Genomic DNA, 17,557 nt, shown 5'->3' with positions numbered 1-17,557 from the left:
CGGACCCGCCCCGGACCGGTACCTCCGGAGTTCCGGTTTTCCCCGACGTCCTGCGCCATCACCGCGTGACGGTACGGCTACCGAGCCCTCCTGGTGTCGGGGAGCGGGGTTGGGCGTGTGGGGTGGTGCCCGGGCCGGGAAGCATGGGGTGCTCCCGCGTCGACCATCCGGTGTGGAGATCGTTCCTCTCCAGCGGGACGCGATTTCGACTCGGCTCGCGCCGAACCGATCCAGAATTCTGGACGCCCCTCGAAGTGTCACTCTCCGTCGACCAATTCCACCTGTATGGGTGGACTCTCTGGAGTGACGGGGGTAGAGGTGACACAGAACCACGGCGAGCATTTAAGGTCTGTGCCCGTGGAACAGCGACGGCTTGGTGAGTCCGGTTTGACCGTGAGTGCCGTCGGCCTCGGCTGCAACAACCTCGGACGGCCCGGAACCGTGACGGAGAGCCTGGCCGGCGCCCGGTCCGTGGTGGACACGGCATTGGAGATGGGCATCACCTTCTTCGACGTCGCGGACGTCTACGGAGCCCCGAGGGGGCGGAGCGAGGAACTGCTCGGGCAGGCCCTGTCCGGACGTCGCGAGTACGCCGTGGTCGCGACGAAGTTCGGGATGGACATGCAGGGGTTGAACGGCCCCGACTTCGGGTCCCGGGGCTCTCGCCGCTATGTGCGCCGGGCCGTGGAGTCGTCCCTGCGCAGGCTGAACACTGAGTGGATTGATCTCTACCAGTTACACAGACCGGATCCGGCTACCCCTGTCGAGGAAACCCTTTCGGTGCTGGACGACCTCGTCCGCGAGGGGAAGATCCGGTACGTCGGTCACTGCAACCTCGCCGGCTGGCAACTCGCCGACGCCGCGTGGATCGCCAACACCGCCAAGTTGACCGCGCCCGTCGCCGCGCAGAACCACTACTCCCTGCTGGAGCGCGAGGCCGAGCGTGAGGTCGTGCCGGTGTGCGAACGGTTCGGGGTCGGCCTGGTTCCGTACTTCCCGCTGGCCAACGGACTGCTCACGGGCAAGTACGACCGCGACACCCCACCGCCACCCGGGAGCAGGCTCGCGGGGCGGCGGAGGTTGTTGGCGGAGGCCCCCTGGGATCGCATCGACCGCCTGCGGGACTTCGCCGCCCAGCGCAACCTCAGCCTGACCGATGTCGCGATCGGTTGGCTGGCCGCCCAGCCGACCGTCTCCACCGTGATCGCGGGGGCCACCAGTCCCGAGCAGGTCAAGGCGAACGCCGTCGCCGGCACGTGGCAACCCACGCTGGAGGACCTCGTCGAGATCGACGCGATCTGCCCGCCGGGATCACGGTGACGCCAAGTCCCGCCCGACGGTGCCCTCCAGGGGCTACTCGGTAGTAAGTTCCTGCTGGGACTGTTCGGACGGGTCAACGGAGACCCGATGACGGCGAGGGAGTACGGATGCAGATCACGGGCAGTGCGGCCATCGTGACCGGGGGAGCCTCCGGCCTGGGCGGGGCTACCGCGCGGGCACTGGCCGAGGCGGGCGCCAAGGTCTTCGTGCTGGACCTGCCGGCCGCCCTGGAACGTGCCGAGGACGTCGACGGGGTCGAGCGGATCGCGGCCGACGTCACCAGCGCCGAGCAGGTGTCGGCGGCGATCGGCAGGGCGGTCGACTCGGGAGCGCCCCTGCGGTTCGCCGTCAACTGCGCCGGCATCGGCAACGCGGGGCGCATCCTGAGCAGGAAGGGCGTGCACGACCTGGAGCTCTTCCGGCGCGTCGTCGAGGTCAACCTGATCGGAACGTTCAACGTCACCAGGCTCGCCGCCGAGCAGATCGCCAGGACGGAGCCGGTGGACGAGGCCGGACAGCGTGGCGTCGTGATCAACACGGCGTCCGTCGCCGCCTTCGACGGTCAGGTCGGGCAGGCGGCGTACTCGGCGTCGAAGGGTGGAGTGGCCGGCCTGACGCTGCCGGCGGCCAGGGACCTCGCGTCCTCGGGCATCCGGGTCATGACGATCGCCCCCGGAATCCTGGACACCCCGATGATGGCCGGCGTGACCGAGGAGTTCCGGAAGAACCTGGCGGCGAACGTACCCTTCCCGCAACGCTTCGGCCGGCCCGAGGAGTACGCCAGGTTGGCACTGTCCATCATCGACCAGGACTACCTCAACGGCGAGGTGATCCGCCTCGACGGTTCGCTGCGGATGCCGCCGCGCTGAGCAGCGGGCACGCCGGGCGCCTCGTTCGCCGGGCGCCCGGTGCCCGCCCCGGCCCCACCACCGCCGCCGCTCCACACAGGGGAGGGGCCAGCGCCGCCGCCCGCGCCGGCCACGGCGCCACGCCGGCCCGGCCCTCGAGCCGGCACGAGGGTGTGGCCCACCCGCTCGAGATCCAGGGATGCGCACGACGCCTTCCCCAGCCATCGCCCCGCCTCGTGCGTGCTCCCGCCGGGGCCGGCCAGCCGTGGCTCCTCGTCCCCAGCGGACTCCGGACCGGGCGGAACGTCGACCGCGCCGCACCACACGCGGCGAACCGGTGCCCCTCGCCACGGGACCCAGGCCCGCCGGAGCGAGGAGCGGCAGCTCACCTCGCTCGCCAGCACGACACCCCGATGCGGCCATTCGGGTGGTGTCGGCGAATTCGGGTTTCGCCGCTCCCGCACGGGGAATTCCGCTACCAACGGAGACAGACCACCGTGGACGGCAGGATCGGCGAGGCCGTCATCAGGGACACGCGGGGGTGGTACGGCGTGTGGGGAACGGGCGCCACGCATACCCCCACCCTCCCTGGGGGGCAGCCCCGTGGCCAGTCTAGGAGAGCGGGGGCGCGCGGTACCACCACCGCAAGGTCCCCTGTGGACAGGAGTGCCGCTGTGGATGACTCGCCGGCCTCGGGAGCCGTCGACTCGACGCCCCCGTCCCGCGCTGGTACTCCGGAAGCGGACCACGGACCCAACCCGCGTTCCCGAGTTCACCGCCGGCCACCACGAACCAGCCTCGCGACCGAGGAGCACTCCGAGGTCGGCTGAGGCACGGGCCGGCCGCCGTACCCCCCCTGTCCACGGCGGCCGGGTCGCCCGTCCCGCTCCGCCAGCCTCCCCCCGGCGGAGCGGGACGTTCCACGTCGGTCCCCGGTTCACCCGTCGCGCGTCAGCGCGGGACGAACCGCCGGCTGGCACCGAGCGGGGGGCGCCGGGTCCCCGCGCTGCGCGGACCGGTGCCAGCCGGCGGAGACGCTCAGTCCAACGGTTCCGGAGGGCGAGGGGCCGCCCGCCGTGCCGATCGCGTCACCGCCCGCCGGCGCAGGGCGGAACCGAGCAGCAACCGGTCCACCCCGGCCACCTGACCCGGCTGCTTCCTGCTCCGCTGCAACAAGGACAGCACGCCACCCGCGCCCCGGTCGGCACCCGCCAACCGCACCAGTTGGGCGCGTGTCCGTTCGTCCAGCTCGTTGCGGAACCTGACCAGGAGCGTGCCGGCGAACTGGGCCAGCGCCGGGAGGTGGTTGGCGGCGCCCACGTCGAGCAGTTCGCGTTGGGCGTCGGTGAGCCGCCCGAAGACGCCCAACGAGGACAGCACCAGCCTGAGGTCGCTGGCGGGCAGCACGGCGTCGAGGTCCTCCTCCCGCCGGCCGGACACGTTCGCGTCGTGCTGCCGGTACGACTGCAGCGGCCGGTCCACGAAGGCGATCCGCCCGGTGGCCAGCGCGCACAACGCGGTCCAGTGATCGTGGAACGCGACGGTGTGGCGGGGCGGGAACGGCAGCACACCGTCCCGGACCAGCTCCGCCCTGACCAGTGATGCGCCACCGGTCACCGTGTTCAACAGCAGCAGCGAGGCCAGGTCCTCCCACTGGTTGCGGCGCCTGTTCCAGAAGGAGTCCGCGAAGACCGTCCCAGCCTGGTCCACCAGGCGCATGTCCGCGTAGGCCAGGGCCACGCCCGGGTCCTCCAGCTCCGCGAGCAGCACCTGGAGCTTGTCGCTGTCCCACACGTCGTCCTGGTCGCACATGGCGACGGCGTCGGCGTCGGCGGGGACCAGGCTCAGGGCCCGCTCGAAGTTCCGGTAGAAGCCGACGTTCTCGTCGTGTTCCACCAGCACGAACCGCTCGTCCCCTCCGATCAGCTCCCGGATGGACGCCCGGGCCGCCGGGGAGGAGGCGTCGTCGGCGATCACGCACACCCAGTTCTGGTGGGTCTGGGCGCGGAGGGAGTCGAACTGTTCGGCGAGGAAACCGGGTTCGGGTTCGTAGGTGGCCATCGCCACGACCACTCGCGACCCGGCGGGGACCGGCCACTCGACCCGCACCGGTCGGATCCCGGTGCCGGGGGCCACCCGCAGCTCCGGCAGGTCCCGGTACAGCCGACTACCGTCGGCCAGTTCGACCCGCAGGCACAACTGGTAGGACGCCGGCGCGGTGATCGGGGCCAGCGGGACGGACACCAGCAGCCCGGTGTTCTCGGAGACGGGGACACCGGCCGCGCCCAGCGCGCTGTGCACGTCGGGGCGGGAGTAACCGTAGTTGACCGGGTGTTCCCGGCCGTCCACCAGCAGTGAGACCCGGCGGATCGGGAGGTCGGCGTGGGCCACCCAGCCCGACAACTCCACCACCTGACCCCGGCCCACCCGCACCGGTTCGTCCGGTACCCGGACGTCCCAGTGCAGGGCGGCGTCCCGTGCCGCCCTCGTCTGCTTGCGGATGCGGGTCGCGGCGAGCTGCGCCGCCGGCGGTAAGTAGCCGTGCAACCGGCGTAACACGCCGTCCGGCTCCTCCCCGCCACGACCGAGGACCAGGTCGCGCGTCCCTCGCACCGCCCGCAGCGCCGGCCACACGTAGCGGTGACCGAGGCTGACCAGACCGGCCGACTCCAGCTTGTCCAGCCGGGACCTGGTGCGCGCCAGCCGCTGCCTCGCCTCGGTCTCGGCCGCCAACAGCCGCTCGTTCTCCGCGTAGGCCGCACTCGCCTCGCGAACCGTGTCGGACAGTTCGGCCAGCGCGGTGGCGAACCGCTGGTCGAGCTGCGCGGCCCGCTCCTGGACCTGGTCGAGCTGCTGGGTGGCCTCGGCCAGCCGGTGCAGCAGGGCCTCCCGGTCCTCCTCGACGCGTTCGAGGTGGTTCTCCAGCTCGCCGAGCTCACGGCGGAACTCGTCCCGCAACTGCGCCAGCTCGGTACGCGTGCGGTCCAGGTCACCGTCGCTGGCGGCCAGCCGCCGGTGCGCCTCCTCGAAGTCGGCCAGCAGCTTGCGGTGGGCGTCGAGCGTCGCGCGCACACCCGGCAGCCCACCCGCGACGGACCAGACCGGAACCGGTGCCGTCGCCGAGGTCTCCTGTTCGAGCGGGGCGGAAGCCGGGGGCCGCGGCCCGCTCACGACCTCCTGGAAGCCCTCCTCCGCGGCGAGCAGCTCGAACCACCGCTCGTCGAGCACGGACGTCAGGTCGACCAGGCCGCACAGCTCCGCCAGCACGTCCCGGATGCTCGCGCCATGCCCCCAGGGGTGGGCGGAGCCGGTGGCGGTGATCTCCCTGGCGAACTCCAACAAGGCGCGCAACAACGCCAGTTCGGCATCGACACCGGTGCCCGCCACCCACTCGCGGTCGATGCGGTGCGCGCCCCCGTCGTCGGCGATGATGAAGTTGCCCGGGTGGACGTCGAGGAAGTCGGCGGGGAGCACCGGCTTCCCCGGGTGGCCGGGCAGGTACGGGTGGCGGGGGTCGGAGTCGGCCAGTTCCCGGGCGTTGTGCAGGATGGCGTCGCGCCACCCCCGCAACAGGATCGTCGTCTGCTTCAGGTTCCCCGAGTTCAGGCTGTCCAGGATGTGCCGGTCCAGCGGTGCGCCCGTCAGCCACGGTTCCTCGCCGCTCTCCCGCTGCCGCAGCCACCGGGGTGCCTGGCCGCCGTCCGCGGTCCGGTCCGCGTGCGGGCGCAGGCCGGCGGCGTCCGGCACCGGGCGGAGCACCAGGTCGGTGTCCAGGCGGCGCACCCGCCGCCACTCCGGCAGGCGGCCCATCGTCACGATCCAGCCGAGGGCCGGGTCGACCAGCCTGGCCAGCGCCTCCTCCGACCTGGCGGCCAACACCAGGAAACTGGGGGCCGTGGCCGCGCCGAAACCCTCGGCGGCCGCCATGCGGTGCAGCGAGCGGGCCGGGGCGGCCACCTCGCCACCCCCGAAGGCACCCAACAGCGGGTGGCGCACGAGCTTGTCCGCCAGGTCCGAGGCTCCCCGCCCCGCGTAGGCGCGTTCGTCCAGGATCACCCGGGGGAGTTTGTAGTCCGGGAACGGCAGCAGCCAGCGCTGGGCGGACAGCCCGGCCGAGCGCAACATGTCGCCGAGGACCCTGCGCGTCCAGGTTCGCGGTCCTCGCCCCTCCCCGGGGAAACCCGCGGCCGGGTAGTCGGCGAGGCCCAGGTAGGAACGGTCGTGGTGCGGTTCTGGTTGACCCAGGAGGTAGCCGAGACCGAGCTGGTTCTCGATCGCGAGGGCCAGCACGCCGTCCTCGGCGAGCGCGGCCGCCGTCGCCCGGAGCAGGTCGGGCGGCGGGGTGCCCTGGTGGACCGCGTGTTCCACCAGGCCGCACAGGACGGCGAGGTCGGCGGTGCCCTCCTGGCCCTCGGCCGCGAGAGCGGACACCACGTCGCCCTGGACCACCCGCGCGCCGTCGAGGTCGCGGCAGCGTTCCTCGGCCGCCTCGGCCCGGGGGGCCTCGCCCTCGATCCCGAGCACGTCCAACCCGGCCTCGGCCAGTGCCCTGGTCAGCACACCCGATCCGCACCCGAGGTCGAGGGCGCGCATCCCCGGGCGGAGACGCAGCGGTGCCAGCAGCCCGACCCGTTGCGGGTGCAGGTGGTACGCCGTCTCCCAGCTCGTGACACCGGCCGCCAGTTCCGGTGAGCCGGCGCTCACGTCCCGGGCGTTCCGGAGGATCGTCAGCACCTCGTCCTCGGCGCCGTCCGCGTACTCGATGCCGTCTCGCACGTGTCCCTCAGCCTCTGCTCGCCGTTCCGTCGGTCACGCGGTGCGTCCCGCCACGTGTGGCGCCTCGCCCCACTCGCCGGGCGACCACCCGGCGAGTCGATCTTGACTGTGCTGGGTGGTCGGCCGACGGGCAGGGGTGGTCACTCCGGAGCGTGTTCGGTCGTCTGCTCCCGCAACAGGGCGAGGAACGCCTCCCGGGCCGCCTCCTCGTCGGGACCGAACGCCTCGACGCGGATCACGGCGCCGCCGGCGACGTAATGGGCCCGGAAGGTGTGGATCGGGTTCTCCGCGTCCTCGGGGGGCGACAGGTAGCGGCCACGCACGCCGTTGGGCAGGTCGCCGAACTCGTTGTGCCCGGCCTGGCCGTAGAACTGGTCGACGGCGTCGAGGAGTTCCCCGGCGTTGCCGTCGGCCTGGAAGGCCCAGATGCCCCGGATCAACTCGGTCTCGTTGTGCTTGCGGACCAGCCCGAGCACCGAGGTGCCGCCGTTGTCGGCGAGCAGCTGAGCCTCGGCACCGTCCGGGAGGTTGCGGTCGATCGCCTCCTGGATGGGCAGCTCGGCCTTGGCGATGACCTCCTCACCGGGGAGTTCCACGTAGTCGGCCAGCGGACCCTCCGGGGCGACCCTCGGTGGGGGCGGAGGGGAGGACGGGGTGGGGGGCGGCTCGCTGCTGGCGACCACCGGCGGGTTCGGCTGCTCGTTCTCGCTCGGTCCCGCCTGTTGCTGGGAGCCGAAGCCGAGGAAGTAGATCAGCGCGCCCACCGCGGCGGCGAGGACGACGACCGCCGCGACGATGCCGATGATCCGTCCCTTGCCGGACTCCTTCGGTTCGGCGGAGAAGTCGGGCTCGACACCGCCCTGGGTCCACACCGAGGGGGAGCCGAACTCGGGTGGCAGGTCGCCGCTGGCCCACGGTGGCGTCGCCTGCTGTCCCGCCCACTGGGGTGGCGGCATTCCCGGCGGGCCCTGGTGGCCCCGGACGATCTGGGTCTGGTCCGGGTTGTGGGCACCCGCCGGGTTGCGCACCACCTGGGTGCTGTCCGGTGAACCGCCGGGCTTGGCTCCGCCGGGCACGACCTGGGTGCTGTCCGGGTCCGAGGGCGGCGCCAGCTGCCCCGGCCGGAACACCTGGGTGCTCTCGCTGCCGTTGTCGCCGCCAGCCGCGCCACCGTTCTGGCCGCCCGGCACTGGCTGTTGCCCGGACCGCACCACCTGGGTGTGCTCGCCGCCGGTGTTGTTGTCCCCCCACCGGAACGGCGGTGGGAACGGGTTGCCGTCGCCGCCCTGGGCCGCCGCCGGCTGGCCCTGACCCGGGGTGTTCGGCGCGGACCCACCGTGCTGCGCCTGGCCGCCGGCGCCCTTCAACAGGTTGTCGCGGCGGGCCCGGTACTCGTCAGCGGAGATGTGGCCAGCGGCGAGTGCCGTGTCCAGTTGTTGCAGATCCTCTTGCAAGGACATCCGCCGTGCCTCCCCTGTGCCTGCTTTCCGTCCGCCTGACCGCCGGGACCGGAGGCACCTCGGGGCGCGTCCGGGTATCCCGCGAATCAGGTACAGCACGCGGTGGGCGGGGACCGGCCCGTGCCCGCCAACAGCGTGAACGTCGTCGTGATCGAACCCAGATCGAGAACCATTGCAGAGTAGTGCACGGGGAACCCGCGCCGACCACTCTTCACCAGCTTGGCATGTGTCCGCGCTCCCCTAGCCCCCGGGCGTCCCGCCGGCCCCGTCGACGTCCGCCTCGTCGTCGGTGCCCGCCACCACCTCGTACAGGGAGCCGCCGCGGGCGACGAGCACCCTCCCCTCCAGCAGGCCGGCGGCGGCCACCGCCTGGAACCCGGCGCCGGGCTCCGAGGTGGGCAGGTTGTCCACCAGGTCCGGGCGGTTGAGACCCGTCATGCCGCCGCCGATGACGGTGCCCGAGGTGTCCACGACGAGGACGCAGTCGGCGCGGACGCCGTCCACCAGCGCCCACCCGGAGATCTCCGCGTCCCCCTCGACGGGGCCGGTCTCCAGGTAGCCGGCGGTCTCGGTGTCGTCGTCGGGGTGGGCCAGTTCCCGGACCGAAGCCAGGTCGACGCGGTCCCCCAGCTCCGGGCCCCCGCAGCCCAGGGTGAACCCGTCGTGGAACGGGTAGGCCCCGGTCGCCGCGAACGCGGGAACGTCGTCGGGGTTCATCTTGAGCCCGACCAGCGTCTCGTGCGCGCCCACCTGCGCCGCCACGGCGAGCAGCGGAACCGCGCGCAGCTCGTTGCGGACCTTCTGGCCCTGGGTGCTGCCCGCGACGAAGGCGACGACCCCGAGCGCGGTGGCGAGCGCGACGGCCCTGGCGACGGGGACGCGCGGGCGGAGGAGGACGAACAGGGTGACGAGGGCGATCCAGGTCAGGGCCGGGATGATCGCGTAGCGGGCCGACTGGCCGATGTCGACACCCAGGCTGACCCGGCTGCTGCCGACCATCGCGGCGACCAGCGCGGCGTGCAGGGCCAGGCCCACCCAACCGGCGGACTCGGCCGCCCGCCGACCCGGCGTCCCGGTGGTGACCTCACCGCTGGCCGTGGGGGGCGCGGCGGCCAACCGGGCCCGGACCACCACGGTGACCGAGACGGCGACCCCGACCAGCCCGGCGAGGCCGGCGAGCGTGGCCAGGTCCACGGACTGGATCGCGAAGATCTGCCCCATCGTCGCGCTGATCAACATCAGGTACACGTCGATGGCGGGGGCGTCGGCCGGGGGCACCGAGGATCCACCGGGCATGGTGAGGAACGCCACGACCACCGCGCCCAGCGCCACCAGCGGGGTCCAGATCCGCCAGGCCGCGTCCCGCCGCAGCCACGCCACCAGTGCGATGGCCAGCCACACGGGGAACGCCGCGCCGTGCCCGAGGGAGCCGAGCAACGCCAACAGGACCGCGGCGACGGTACGGCCCCGGTGCGCCGCGGCCAGCGCCAGGACGGCCGGCGCGAAACCCGACAGCCAGTGGGCCCCGCTCATGGACATCGCGTAGAACTCGAGGATCGCGGGGGAGAAGAGCAGCAGCGAGAACGTCGCCAACAACCCGGCGCGCAGCGTCGCGGGGAGGCGCCGGGGCAACATCGTCCACAGGGCACCCAACATCGCCACCGACGCGACGACGTTCAGCACGCCCACCAGCTGGTTGGAACCACCGAACAGGACGGCGTCCACGTAGAACAGCAGGCCGGTCACCACGATCGGGTGCTGGTTGTACAGCTCGAACAGGCCGGCTGGGGCCAGGGCCCCCGTGCCGTCGATGACCTTCGACAGGATCGTCCAGTAGTCCCCGTAGTGCATGGGCGGGGCGCGGAACACCTCGACGAGGATGAACAGGACGGGCAGGGCGGCCAGGACAAGCAACGCGATCACGGCGGCGCGTGGTCCTCCGCCCGGTTGCCGCGCCACCGGTCGCGTCCGGTCCTCGGACGCGGTCCCGTGCGTGGCGGTGTCGCTGGTGGGGCTGGCGGAACGTGCGGGCATCGTCGCCTTTCCGGGGGGCGGCTCGCGGCCTCAGCGCGGGCAGCCGGGAAGCGGAGCGGGCGGGCCGGCGGTCGACGACGCGACCGCCGGCCCGTGCCGTCAGTCGACGGGCAGTGCGTCCAGCACCGAGTTCAGGGTGTTCTGGAACTCGGTCACCAGGACCAGTTCGTCCTCCTCGCCCTGCCGGGCGCCTCCGACGCGGATGGTCAGGTCACCGGAGGTGTAGACAGCGCGGTACACGTCGAGGCCGTCGGTGTTGGAACGCATGATCGTGACCGACTCGGGGATGCCGTCGAGGGTGACGACCTCCATCTCCTGGATGGCCTGGACGTCGACGAGGGCGTCGGCGACCGCGGTGGCCCCGTCCGGCCCGGCGGTCTCGAAGGCCAGCACGGTGTGGGAGGTGCCCGCGTCGTTGCTGCCCGAGTACACCAGCTGCTCGGTGCCGTTCTCGGTGAGCGAACCCAGCGTCGTCTCCCCGTACAGGCCCAGGTCCACGCCCTGCTGCGGGGTGAGCAGTCCGCTGTTCCCGTCGGGACCGCCCGGGAGGGTGGGCAGGATGTCGGGGCCGAACTCGGGGGGCGTCGCCGGCGGCGCGTCCTGCTGGTCACCGCCCGGGTTCTCCGACTCGCTGGCGGTCGCGCCGGTGTCGCGGAGGACGAACCACCACACGCCGGCCCCGACGGCGGCCAGTCCGATGACGGCGGCGGCGATGATCGCGACCAGCTTGCCCTTCCCGCCGCCCGAGGACGACTTGGCCCCGTCGAAGGACTCCGGGCCCGAGTACCAGCCCTGACCGGGAGGCGGTGGGAAGTTCTGGTCGCCGCCCCACGGGGGAGCGCCGTTCGCCCCCTGCGGGGGAGGTCCGCCGGCGGTGACCGCCGGCACCACCTGGGTGCGTTCGGTGTCGTTGGCCAGGGCCTGCGCGGAGTTCTGCTGGGGGAAGTTCCGCCCCGAGGGGAAGGCCTGTTCGATCGGCGAGTGGGGGCTGTTGGCGGAGAACGCCCCGGGGGTCCACCCGCCGGCCTGCGGGCTGGACGCCGACGCCAGGATCTCGTCCCGTTGCCTGCGGTGCTCCTCGGCGCTGATCTGCCCGCCGGCCAACGCCGCGTCGAGCTGCTGTAACTGTTCTTGCCAGGTCATCCCAGCGTCTCCTCGCTCCGGGGCCGGAGGTCACCGGCTGCCGCGGTTTCGGTTGTGCGCCCTGGGCGCCGCGCTGCCCCGCCAGCGTCGCAAAGGGTACCCGCCCGGGCCAGGCGTCTCGTGTTGTCAGGTTCCGGTTCGCTCCGGCACCGCGGCTCGCGCCCGTCCGAAGCGTTCGCGCCGCCGGTACCAGCGGTACACGGGAACCTCGACCAGGCGGTAGACCAGTTCGGACACGACGACGACCGCCGCCACGGTCACCGCCAGGGCCACGAACAGGCTGGTTCTCGGTGTGAGCAGGCCGAGGAGCGTGTAGGCCACCGGAATGTGGGTCAAGAATACTGAATAGGTTCGCTTGGCGGCAGTGGCTATCCAGGACGACCGGACGAGTCGTCCCCTGGCCCCCATCATCAGCACTGTGATGACCACCACGAGCACCAGGGTTCGGGCGTGGGCCTCACCTGCGGGAATTCCCTCGTTGGTCAAACCGGCGCGAACAAACAGCAGGAATTGCAGAATCCCGAAAACCGTGCCGAGCACAACGGGGAGCAGGCCGCTTCTGACGAGTGACACCAACTGGCCGAGGAAAACGACCGGCAGAAACGTGATGACCGTGCGCAGCTGGGCGGTGGCCAGGTTGTCCGTCGTGTTCACCAGGGACAGCAGCACCGACACCGCGGTGACCGCGAGGGCCGGCGGTAACCACGGGTGCCGTCGGCCGAGGGGGATGGTGGCGGCGACGAAGAGGTAGAAGGTGAACTGGACGAGGAGGGTCCAGGCCACGGCGACCAGGGTGAACCACTGGCCGTCGAAGAAGTTGACGAGGAACAGGTTCGCCCACAGGTCGCCCAGGGACAGTTCGGGCCGGTGCAGGACCCAGCTGGTCTGGTACAGCAGCCAGGCGAGGGTGACGGTCAGCCACAGGGCGGGCAGGAGCCGGAAGGCCCGGCGCAGCAGGAACTGCCCCGGGGTTTCCTTCGTCGCCACGTAGGTGATGACGAACCCGCTGATCACCAGGAACGTGCCGACGCCGGTGAAACCCATCAGGTTGTTCAGCCGGAGCGGTTCGACGACGGTGGTGTCGAGGAAACCCCGCACGTTCCAGTCGTGGTCGTAGGCGGCGAGCCAACCGGCGATGTGCCCGTACGCGACCAGGACGGCGGCCACCACCCGCATCAGGTCGAAACCGTGCAGGTAGTCCAGCCTGCCCGGAACCCTGATCGGCAGGGTGGGGGCGTCGAGCGCGTTCACCCTGCGCGCCGGGCTCTGGTCACCAGGTGGCACAGCTCGGCGGCTCCGCACAGCAGGGCCACGGCCAGCGGCAACGCCACGGCCGGGGGCAGGGCCGCGGTGAGGAGGTCGGTGGCGGCGAACCCGACGACGCCGAGCAACACCAACAACCACTCGCTGCGGGAGGACAGCCAGCGGGCGGGGGCGGATCTCGCCACGGCCTGGGAGACCGGGCCGGCGCACTGCACGGCGACCAGGAAGAACAGCACGGCGAACACCGTGGTCAGCGGGTACCACCAGTTGTCGAGTTCCGGGTAGGCCGGTTCGGCCAGGGCCACCACCGCCCAGCAACCCGTGCCGAGCAGGACCCCCACCCAGGTCGGCATGCCGTTGTCGCGGCAGCTCCAGACGATCTGGCCGAGGATGACCAGGGGGAGGAAGCTGGCCACCACGCCGAGCCTCGCCAGCTCGGGCACCGCGAGACCCAGCCAGACCAGCAGACCGGTGGCGGCGAGCTGACAGCCCAGCGGCACCCAGTGCGCCCCGGCCCGCAGCGGCGCCGACGCGGCGGCCATGGCGAGGGCCAGGATGGCCAGCAGCGGCACCCAGGCGAGCGGGACCAGCCGGATCGCGTCCCCGACCAGGTGGGGGGCCCACACCAGGTTGCCGAGGTAGTCGGCGACGCTGACCTCCCCGGCATCCGGTGCCACCCACACCGTCGCGCCGACCAGCAGCGCCGCGGCCGCCAACACCACCGCGACCGCCACCGGCAGGTAGAGGCGGAGCGCGGCCAGCCCGAGCCGCCCCGGGGACCGCTCCGCGGCGGACATCCCGGCCGCCTGGTAGCCGAAGGCGAGCAGGAGCAGCATGACGCCGAGGACCCCGAAGTCCTCCCCGATGCCCAGCGGCCGGTTCAGCCACTCGCGGACGGTGTCGACCAGCCAGAGGGACTCACCGCTGCGGGACGTCCACAACCCCACGAGGAACCCGTACACGACGAGGACCGTGGCGGCCGCGCGCACCACCACGATCGGCGAGGTGACGCCGGCACCGGCTGGCGGTGGTGCCACCGGGGTGGGCGGCGTCGGGGTGTTGGTCTGGTTCATCGCCATCAGCCAGCCTGGGGGTCGTCGGCGGGGAAGTCCTGGCACTGTCGGTCCAACAACGTCGTGAACCGGTCCGCGACGGCGGTCCGGTCCGTGCCGTAGGCCTCGACCCGGACGACGCGGTGGCCGACCAGGTAGTGGGCCCGGTAGGTGACCTGCTCGGTGATCGCCGGATCGTCGAGCACCTGGAGTCGCACATTGTCGTGCTCGGCGGGGGTCGACCGGTAGCCGGCTCCCCGGTAGAGGCCGGTGATCTCCGCGAGCAGGTCCGCCGGGTCGTGCTCGGTGCTCACGGTGAACAGGGACAACCCGGTGGTGGTGTCGGTCTCCGGGTCCCGCGTGATGTGGAAGTCCGCCTGGACCAGGCCACCCTCCACGAGGAGGTCGAACTCCTCGGGCGGCAGCACGGTGTTGTCGTCCAGCTCGGCCTCCGTCAGCCGCTGCTCCACGAGGACCTCACCCTCGGGCTCGGTCATCGGGGTGGGTTCCAGGAGAGCTTCGGGACGGCGCGGGTCGAGGTCGACGGGCTGGGGGATGCGTTCCTTCGCCTCCTCCACCGCGGGGTCGGCTCCCCACCCCCACACCAGGATCGCGGCGGCGGCCACCACGGCCAGTGCCGTGAGGGTGACGGCCTGCCCGATCCACCCCGGCCGGCGGCGCGGCGGGTCCGGCGGCGTCGGCGCGGGCAGCCGAGGTGGCCGGCCCCGCGGCGGCTCGACGGGACTGCCGGGTGGCGGCGGCGGTGTTCGGGGACCGGCGCCTGGCGCTGGTGGCATCATCACCCCTGATACTGCAAGATGGCCGGTCCTCCGCGCAGCCGGTCCCTGGTTCCGGTGCGACGCCGTCCGTACAGTGGGCGCTATGACGTGGTTCGGTCAGCGTGTGAGCACCCCGGTCGACGCCGCGTCCGCCCTGCCCGGGCGGGCGGAGGCGATGGCGGTGCACGAGTGGCACGCGGTGTGGCCGGAACGGCGCATCACCCCGCCGTTCCCGGCGGGGATGGCGACGGCCGTGTTCGGCATGGGCTGCTTCTGGGGAGCGGAGCGCACCTTCTGGCGCACCCCCGGGGTGTGGTCGACGGCGGTCGGCTACGCGGGCGGCAGCACCCCCAACCCCACCTACGAGGAGGTGTGCTCCGGGCTCACCGGGCACACCGAGGCGGTGCTGGTGGTGTTCGACCCGGCCGAGGTGTCCTACGCCGAGCTGCTGCGGGTCTTCTGGGAGGGGCACGACCCGACGCAGGGAATGCGGCAGGGCAACGACGTGGGCACCCAGTACCGGTCGGCCGTGTACACCACCGGCGACGCGCAGCGGGCCGAGGCGCTGGCCAGCAGGGACGAGTACCAGCGCGCGCTCTCCCAGGCGGGCCACGGCACCATCACCACGGAGATCGAACCGCTGCGGGACTTCTACTACGCGGAGACCTACCACCAGCAGTACCTGTCCGAGGGGAAGAACCCGAACGGCTACTGCGGTATCGGCGGCACCGGGGTGAGCTGCCCGGTCGGCCTGGCCGCCGGCGACGCCTGAGACGAGCGCCCTACCAGGCGACGGCTCTCCCGACGCGGTGGAGCCGGTCGCGCCGGTCAGGCCGTGACCGACCTCCGAGGAGCGGGGGCGGGATGGTGGACCACCCGGGGCGCTGACGGGCGGTCGGTCGGTGGGCTGGCCGCGGGTTCGGGTGGAGGCAGCGCGGCCGGCGGGACGCCGACGTCCTGATCCGCCGCCCGCCGCAGCCCTCCACGGGGGTGAGTGCCAAGCCCCACCCCCGTGCTCACCGCCCCGGGGCCTGGCCGCCGCCCGGGGCGAAGCCCTCATCTCGCGGCGTCACCACGCCTGCTCGGACGGAGCACCGGCTCCTCCGTCACGCAGGCGTCGGGTCGGTGAGCGCCGACGAGAGGTACCGGAGGAGGGCGGCGGCGAGTTCGCTCGGGTCGACCTGGTGGGTCTGGCCGGGCAGCAGCTCCACCGTGGCGTTGGGGAGCCGTTCCGCCAACTCCTCCGCGGCCTTCGCCATCCAGGTGTCGCTGGCTCCGCCGCGGAGGACGAGGGTGGGGGTTTCGACGTCGCGGAAGACGTCGAGCGCCTCCGGCCGTCCCCGCATGGTGTCGCCCATGATGCGGCCGTCGTAGGCGACCGTGTGACCGATTCCTTCCAGTGCTGGCCAGAACGGCTGCTCGACCATGCTGTCCACGACCGACGCCGGTGTCAGGGCCGCCTCGGTCATGAGCAGCCGGACCGCGTCACCCGGGCGGCCGTCGGCCACCGCGCGGTCCAGGCGTTCGACGTAGTCGGGTGCGACCGGCTCGCGGTCGGAGGAGACGACGAAGGGTGGCTCGTAGCAGGCGAGGGCGTCGACCGGGAGACCCGCCTTGACGGCTCGGAGGGCCAGCACCGCGCCGGAGGAGACCCCGAACAGGGAAGCGCGTCCTCCGAGGTGGTCGATCAGGGCGGCGATGTCCTCGATCTCCCGCTCGACCGCGTAGGGAGGGGTGTCCCCGCTCTCGCCTCGTCCCCGCCTGTCGTAGGTGACGAAGCGGAAGGCGCGGCCCAGCTGCCGGCCGACCTCGCCGCCGCTGAAGTCCATCGCCCGGAACATCGTCGCCCCGTCCACGCTGATGACGACGGGCGCGTCGGCGGGTCCGGTCGCGCTGAAGGCGATGCGGGTTCCATCGGCGCTCGTCACGGTGTGAGTGGTCACTATGCTCCTCATCGACGTGAGTACCGATCGGTACTCTGGCGTCAGTACAGTACTGTTCAGTACTCTGGAGGTCAACATGGCTGAGTCGGTGTCCGCCGAGGGGTCGAGGAGCGAGGCCAAGCGCGAACTCATGCTCGAGCGCGCGCTCGAGGCCTTCGTCGCCAACGGCTACGTGGGAACCTCGACGGACCAGCTCGCCGCCGCCGCGTCGGTCTCGAAACAGACGCTGTACAAGGCCTTCGGGGACAAGGAGGGTGTGTTCACCGCGCTGATCCGCGCCGAGTGCGACCGGGTCCACAACCCGTTCCTGCCGCTCGTGGAGCGCATGGCCGAGGTGGGCACCGCCGAGGAGGCGGTGCGGGCGCTGGCTGAGCGGTTCGCCCGTTCGATCATGAACCCCCGTGTCCAACAGCTCCGGCGCCTGGTCATCGCCGAGGCGACCCGGTTCCCCCAGCTCGGGCTCCTCTACTGGGAACGGGGTTTCCTCCCGATGCTCGACGCCGTGGGTCGTTGCCTCTCCGTGCTCGACGTCCGTGGTCTGCTGGATGTGCCGGAGCCGGTGCTGGCGGCGAACCACTTCGCGGGGATGCTGCTCTGGATCCCCAGCAACCAGACGATGTTCGCCGCCGCGACCAGGCCGGTCTCCGAAGCGGAGCTGGCGCCGGCCCTCGACGCCGGTGTCGAGGCCTTCCTCCGCGCCTACCGACGTGACGCGGTGGTCGGCTGAGCCGTCGCCGAGGAGGTTGGGGAGGCTCCGGGGAGGGGGCGGCCCACTCCGCGCCGGCGGGACCGGTTCGTGGAGGAGCGCCCGCCCGCTGGGCCCGGCTCGGCCGGTCTCGGCCGAGCCGGTGTCCGCGCTGGTCGGGGCTCCCCTCCCCAGTCGTCGTGCGTGGTGGAGTCCCCCTGGCCGCGGTGTCCGAGTGGTGGCGGAGTGGGCGC

General features: G+C 72.4%; 12 protein-coding genes. 4 read left to right on the top strand and 8 right to left on the bottom strand.

All coding sequences use genetic code 11. The features are described from left to right. Positions 1 to 357 precede the first annotated feature (357 nt). Together C1701_RS10650 and C1701_RS10645 are read left to right on the top strand one after the other, a co-directional pair. Positions 358 to 1,320, top strand: coding sequence for an aldo/keto reductase (locus tag C1701_RS10650; RefSeq protein ID WP_026417807.1), 963 nt, complete (start codon positions 358 to 360; stop codon positions 1,318 to 1,320). A gap of 107 nt (positions 1,321 to 1,427) precedes the next feature. Beyond that, the gene (locus tag C1701_RS10645) at positions 1,428 to 2,189 is read left to right on the top strand and encodes an SDR family NAD(P)-dependent oxidoreductase (protein WP_026417806.1); all 762 of its coding nucleotides are present in this window, start codon (positions 1,428 to 1,430) and stop codon (positions 2,187 to 2,189) included. A 1,017-nt stretch (positions 2,190 to 3,206) separates the two neighbouring features. Here C1701_RS10645 and C1701_RS10640 read toward each other — a convergent pair. From C1701_RS10640 to C1701_RS10610, 7 genes are all read right to left on the bottom strand, one after another. Continuing rightward, positions 3,207 to 6,944 (bottom strand): glycosyltransferase, encoded by a 3,738-nt coding sequence (locus tag C1701_RS10640; RefSeq protein WP_026417805.1) that lies wholly within the window; start codon positions 6,942 to 6,944, stop codon positions 3,207 to 3,209. A 140-nt stretch (positions 6,945 to 7,084) separates the two neighbouring features. Further along, a complete protein-coding gene (locus tag C1701_RS10635; RefSeq protein WP_026417804.1) occupies positions 7,085 to 8,404 on the bottom strand; it encodes an HPr family phosphocarrier protein in 1,320 nt (439 codons plus the stop codon). 240 nt (positions 8,405 to 8,644) lie between these two features. Continuing rightward, the gene (locus C1701_RS10630; RefSeq protein WP_156038768.1) at positions 8,645 to 10,327 is read right to left on the bottom strand and encodes a hypothetical protein; all 1,683 of its coding nucleotides are present in this window, start codon (positions 10,325 to 10,327) and stop codon (positions 8,645 to 8,647) included. Between the two features lie 210 nt (positions 10,328 to 10,537). Then, positions 10,538 to 11,581, bottom strand: a complete 1,044-nt coding sequence (locus tag C1701_RS10625) for a hypothetical protein (protein WP_026417802.1) — start codon at positions 11,579 to 11,581, stop codon at positions 10,538 to 10,540. Between the two features lie 126 nt (positions 11,582 to 11,707). Then, positions 11,708 to 12,865 (bottom strand): acyltransferase family protein, encoded by a 1,158-nt coding sequence (locus C1701_RS10620; protein ID WP_030104739.1) that lies wholly within the window; start codon positions 12,863 to 12,865, stop codon positions 11,708 to 11,710. Then, positions 12,829 to 13,917, bottom strand: coding sequence for a hypothetical protein (locus C1701_RS10615; protein ID WP_155886044.1), 1,089 nt, complete (start codon positions 13,915 to 13,917; stop codon positions 12,829 to 12,831). Before C1701_RS10615 ends, C1701_RS10620 begins: the two co-directional genes overlap by 37 nt. 5 nt (positions 13,918 to 13,922) lie before the next feature. Continuing rightward, positions 13,923 to 14,699 (bottom strand): hypothetical protein, encoded by a 777-nt coding sequence (locus C1701_RS10610; RefSeq protein WP_337662221.1) that lies wholly within the window; start codon positions 14,697 to 14,699, stop codon positions 13,923 to 13,925. A 79-nt stretch (positions 14,700 to 14,778) separates the two neighbouring features. On the opposite strand from C1701_RS10610, the gene msrA reads away from it, so the two are divergent. After that, a complete protein-coding gene (gene msrA / locus C1701_RS10605; RefSeq protein ID WP_103055868.1) occupies positions 14,779 to 15,447 on the top strand; it encodes a peptide-methionine (S)-S-oxide reductase MsrA in 669 nt (222 codons plus the stop codon). 334 nt (positions 15,448 to 15,781) lie between these two features. Here the strand turns inward: msrA and C1701_RS10600 are convergent, their stop codons facing one another. After that, positions 15,782 to 16,618: an alpha/beta fold hydrolase gene (locus C1701_RS10600; RefSeq protein WP_337662220.1), complete on the bottom strand. Its 837-nt coding sequence runs from the start codon at positions 16,616 to 16,618 to the stop codon at positions 15,782 to 15,784. 76 nt (positions 16,619 to 16,694) lie between these two features. Between C1701_RS10600 and C1701_RS10595 the strand changes: the two genes are divergently transcribed. Next, on the top strand, positions 16,695 to 17,345 hold the full coding sequence (locus C1701_RS10595; protein ID WP_026417797.1) for a TetR/AcrR family transcriptional regulator: 651 nt from the start codon (positions 16,695 to 16,697) through the stop codon (positions 17,343 to 17,345). Positions 17,346 to 17,557 lie beyond the last annotated feature (212 nt).

Source organism: Actinoalloteichus sp. AHMU CJ021 (genome assembly GCF_002895405.1).
Classification (GTDB): Bacteria; Actinomycetota; Actinomycetes; order Mycobacteriales; family Pseudonocardiaceae; genus Actinoalloteichus_B; species Actinoalloteichus_B caeruleus.
The sequence above is the reverse complement of the archived record's forward strand: the minus strand, read 5'-3'. Positions and strand labels throughout refer to the sequence as shown.

Bases quoted from the DNA above. Each gene is read 5' to 3' on its own strand.
- C1701_RS10615 (WP_155886044.1), bottom strand. From the start codon at position 13,917: ATGAACCAGACCAACACCCCGACGCCGCCCACCCCGGTGGCACCACCG.
- C1701_RS10635 (WP_026417804.1), bottom strand. From the start codon at position 8,404: ATGTCCTTGCAAGAGGATCTGCAACAACTGGACACGGCACTCGCCGCT.
- C1701_RS10645 (WP_026417806.1), top strand. From the start codon at position 1,428: ATGCAGATCACGGGCAGTGCGGCCATCGTGACCGGGGGAGCCTCCGGC.
- C1701_RS10625 (WP_026417802.1), bottom strand. From the start codon at position 11,581: ATGACCTGGCAAGAACAGTTACAGCAGCTCGACGCGGCGTTGGCCGGC.
- C1701_RS10595 (WP_026417797.1), top strand. From the start codon at position 16,695: ATGGCTGAGTCGGTGTCCGCCGAGGGGTCGAGGAGCGAGGCCAAGCGC.
- msrA (WP_103055868.1), top strand. From the start codon at position 14,779: ATGACGTGGTTCGGTCAGCGTGTGAGCACCCCGGTCGACGCCGCGTCC.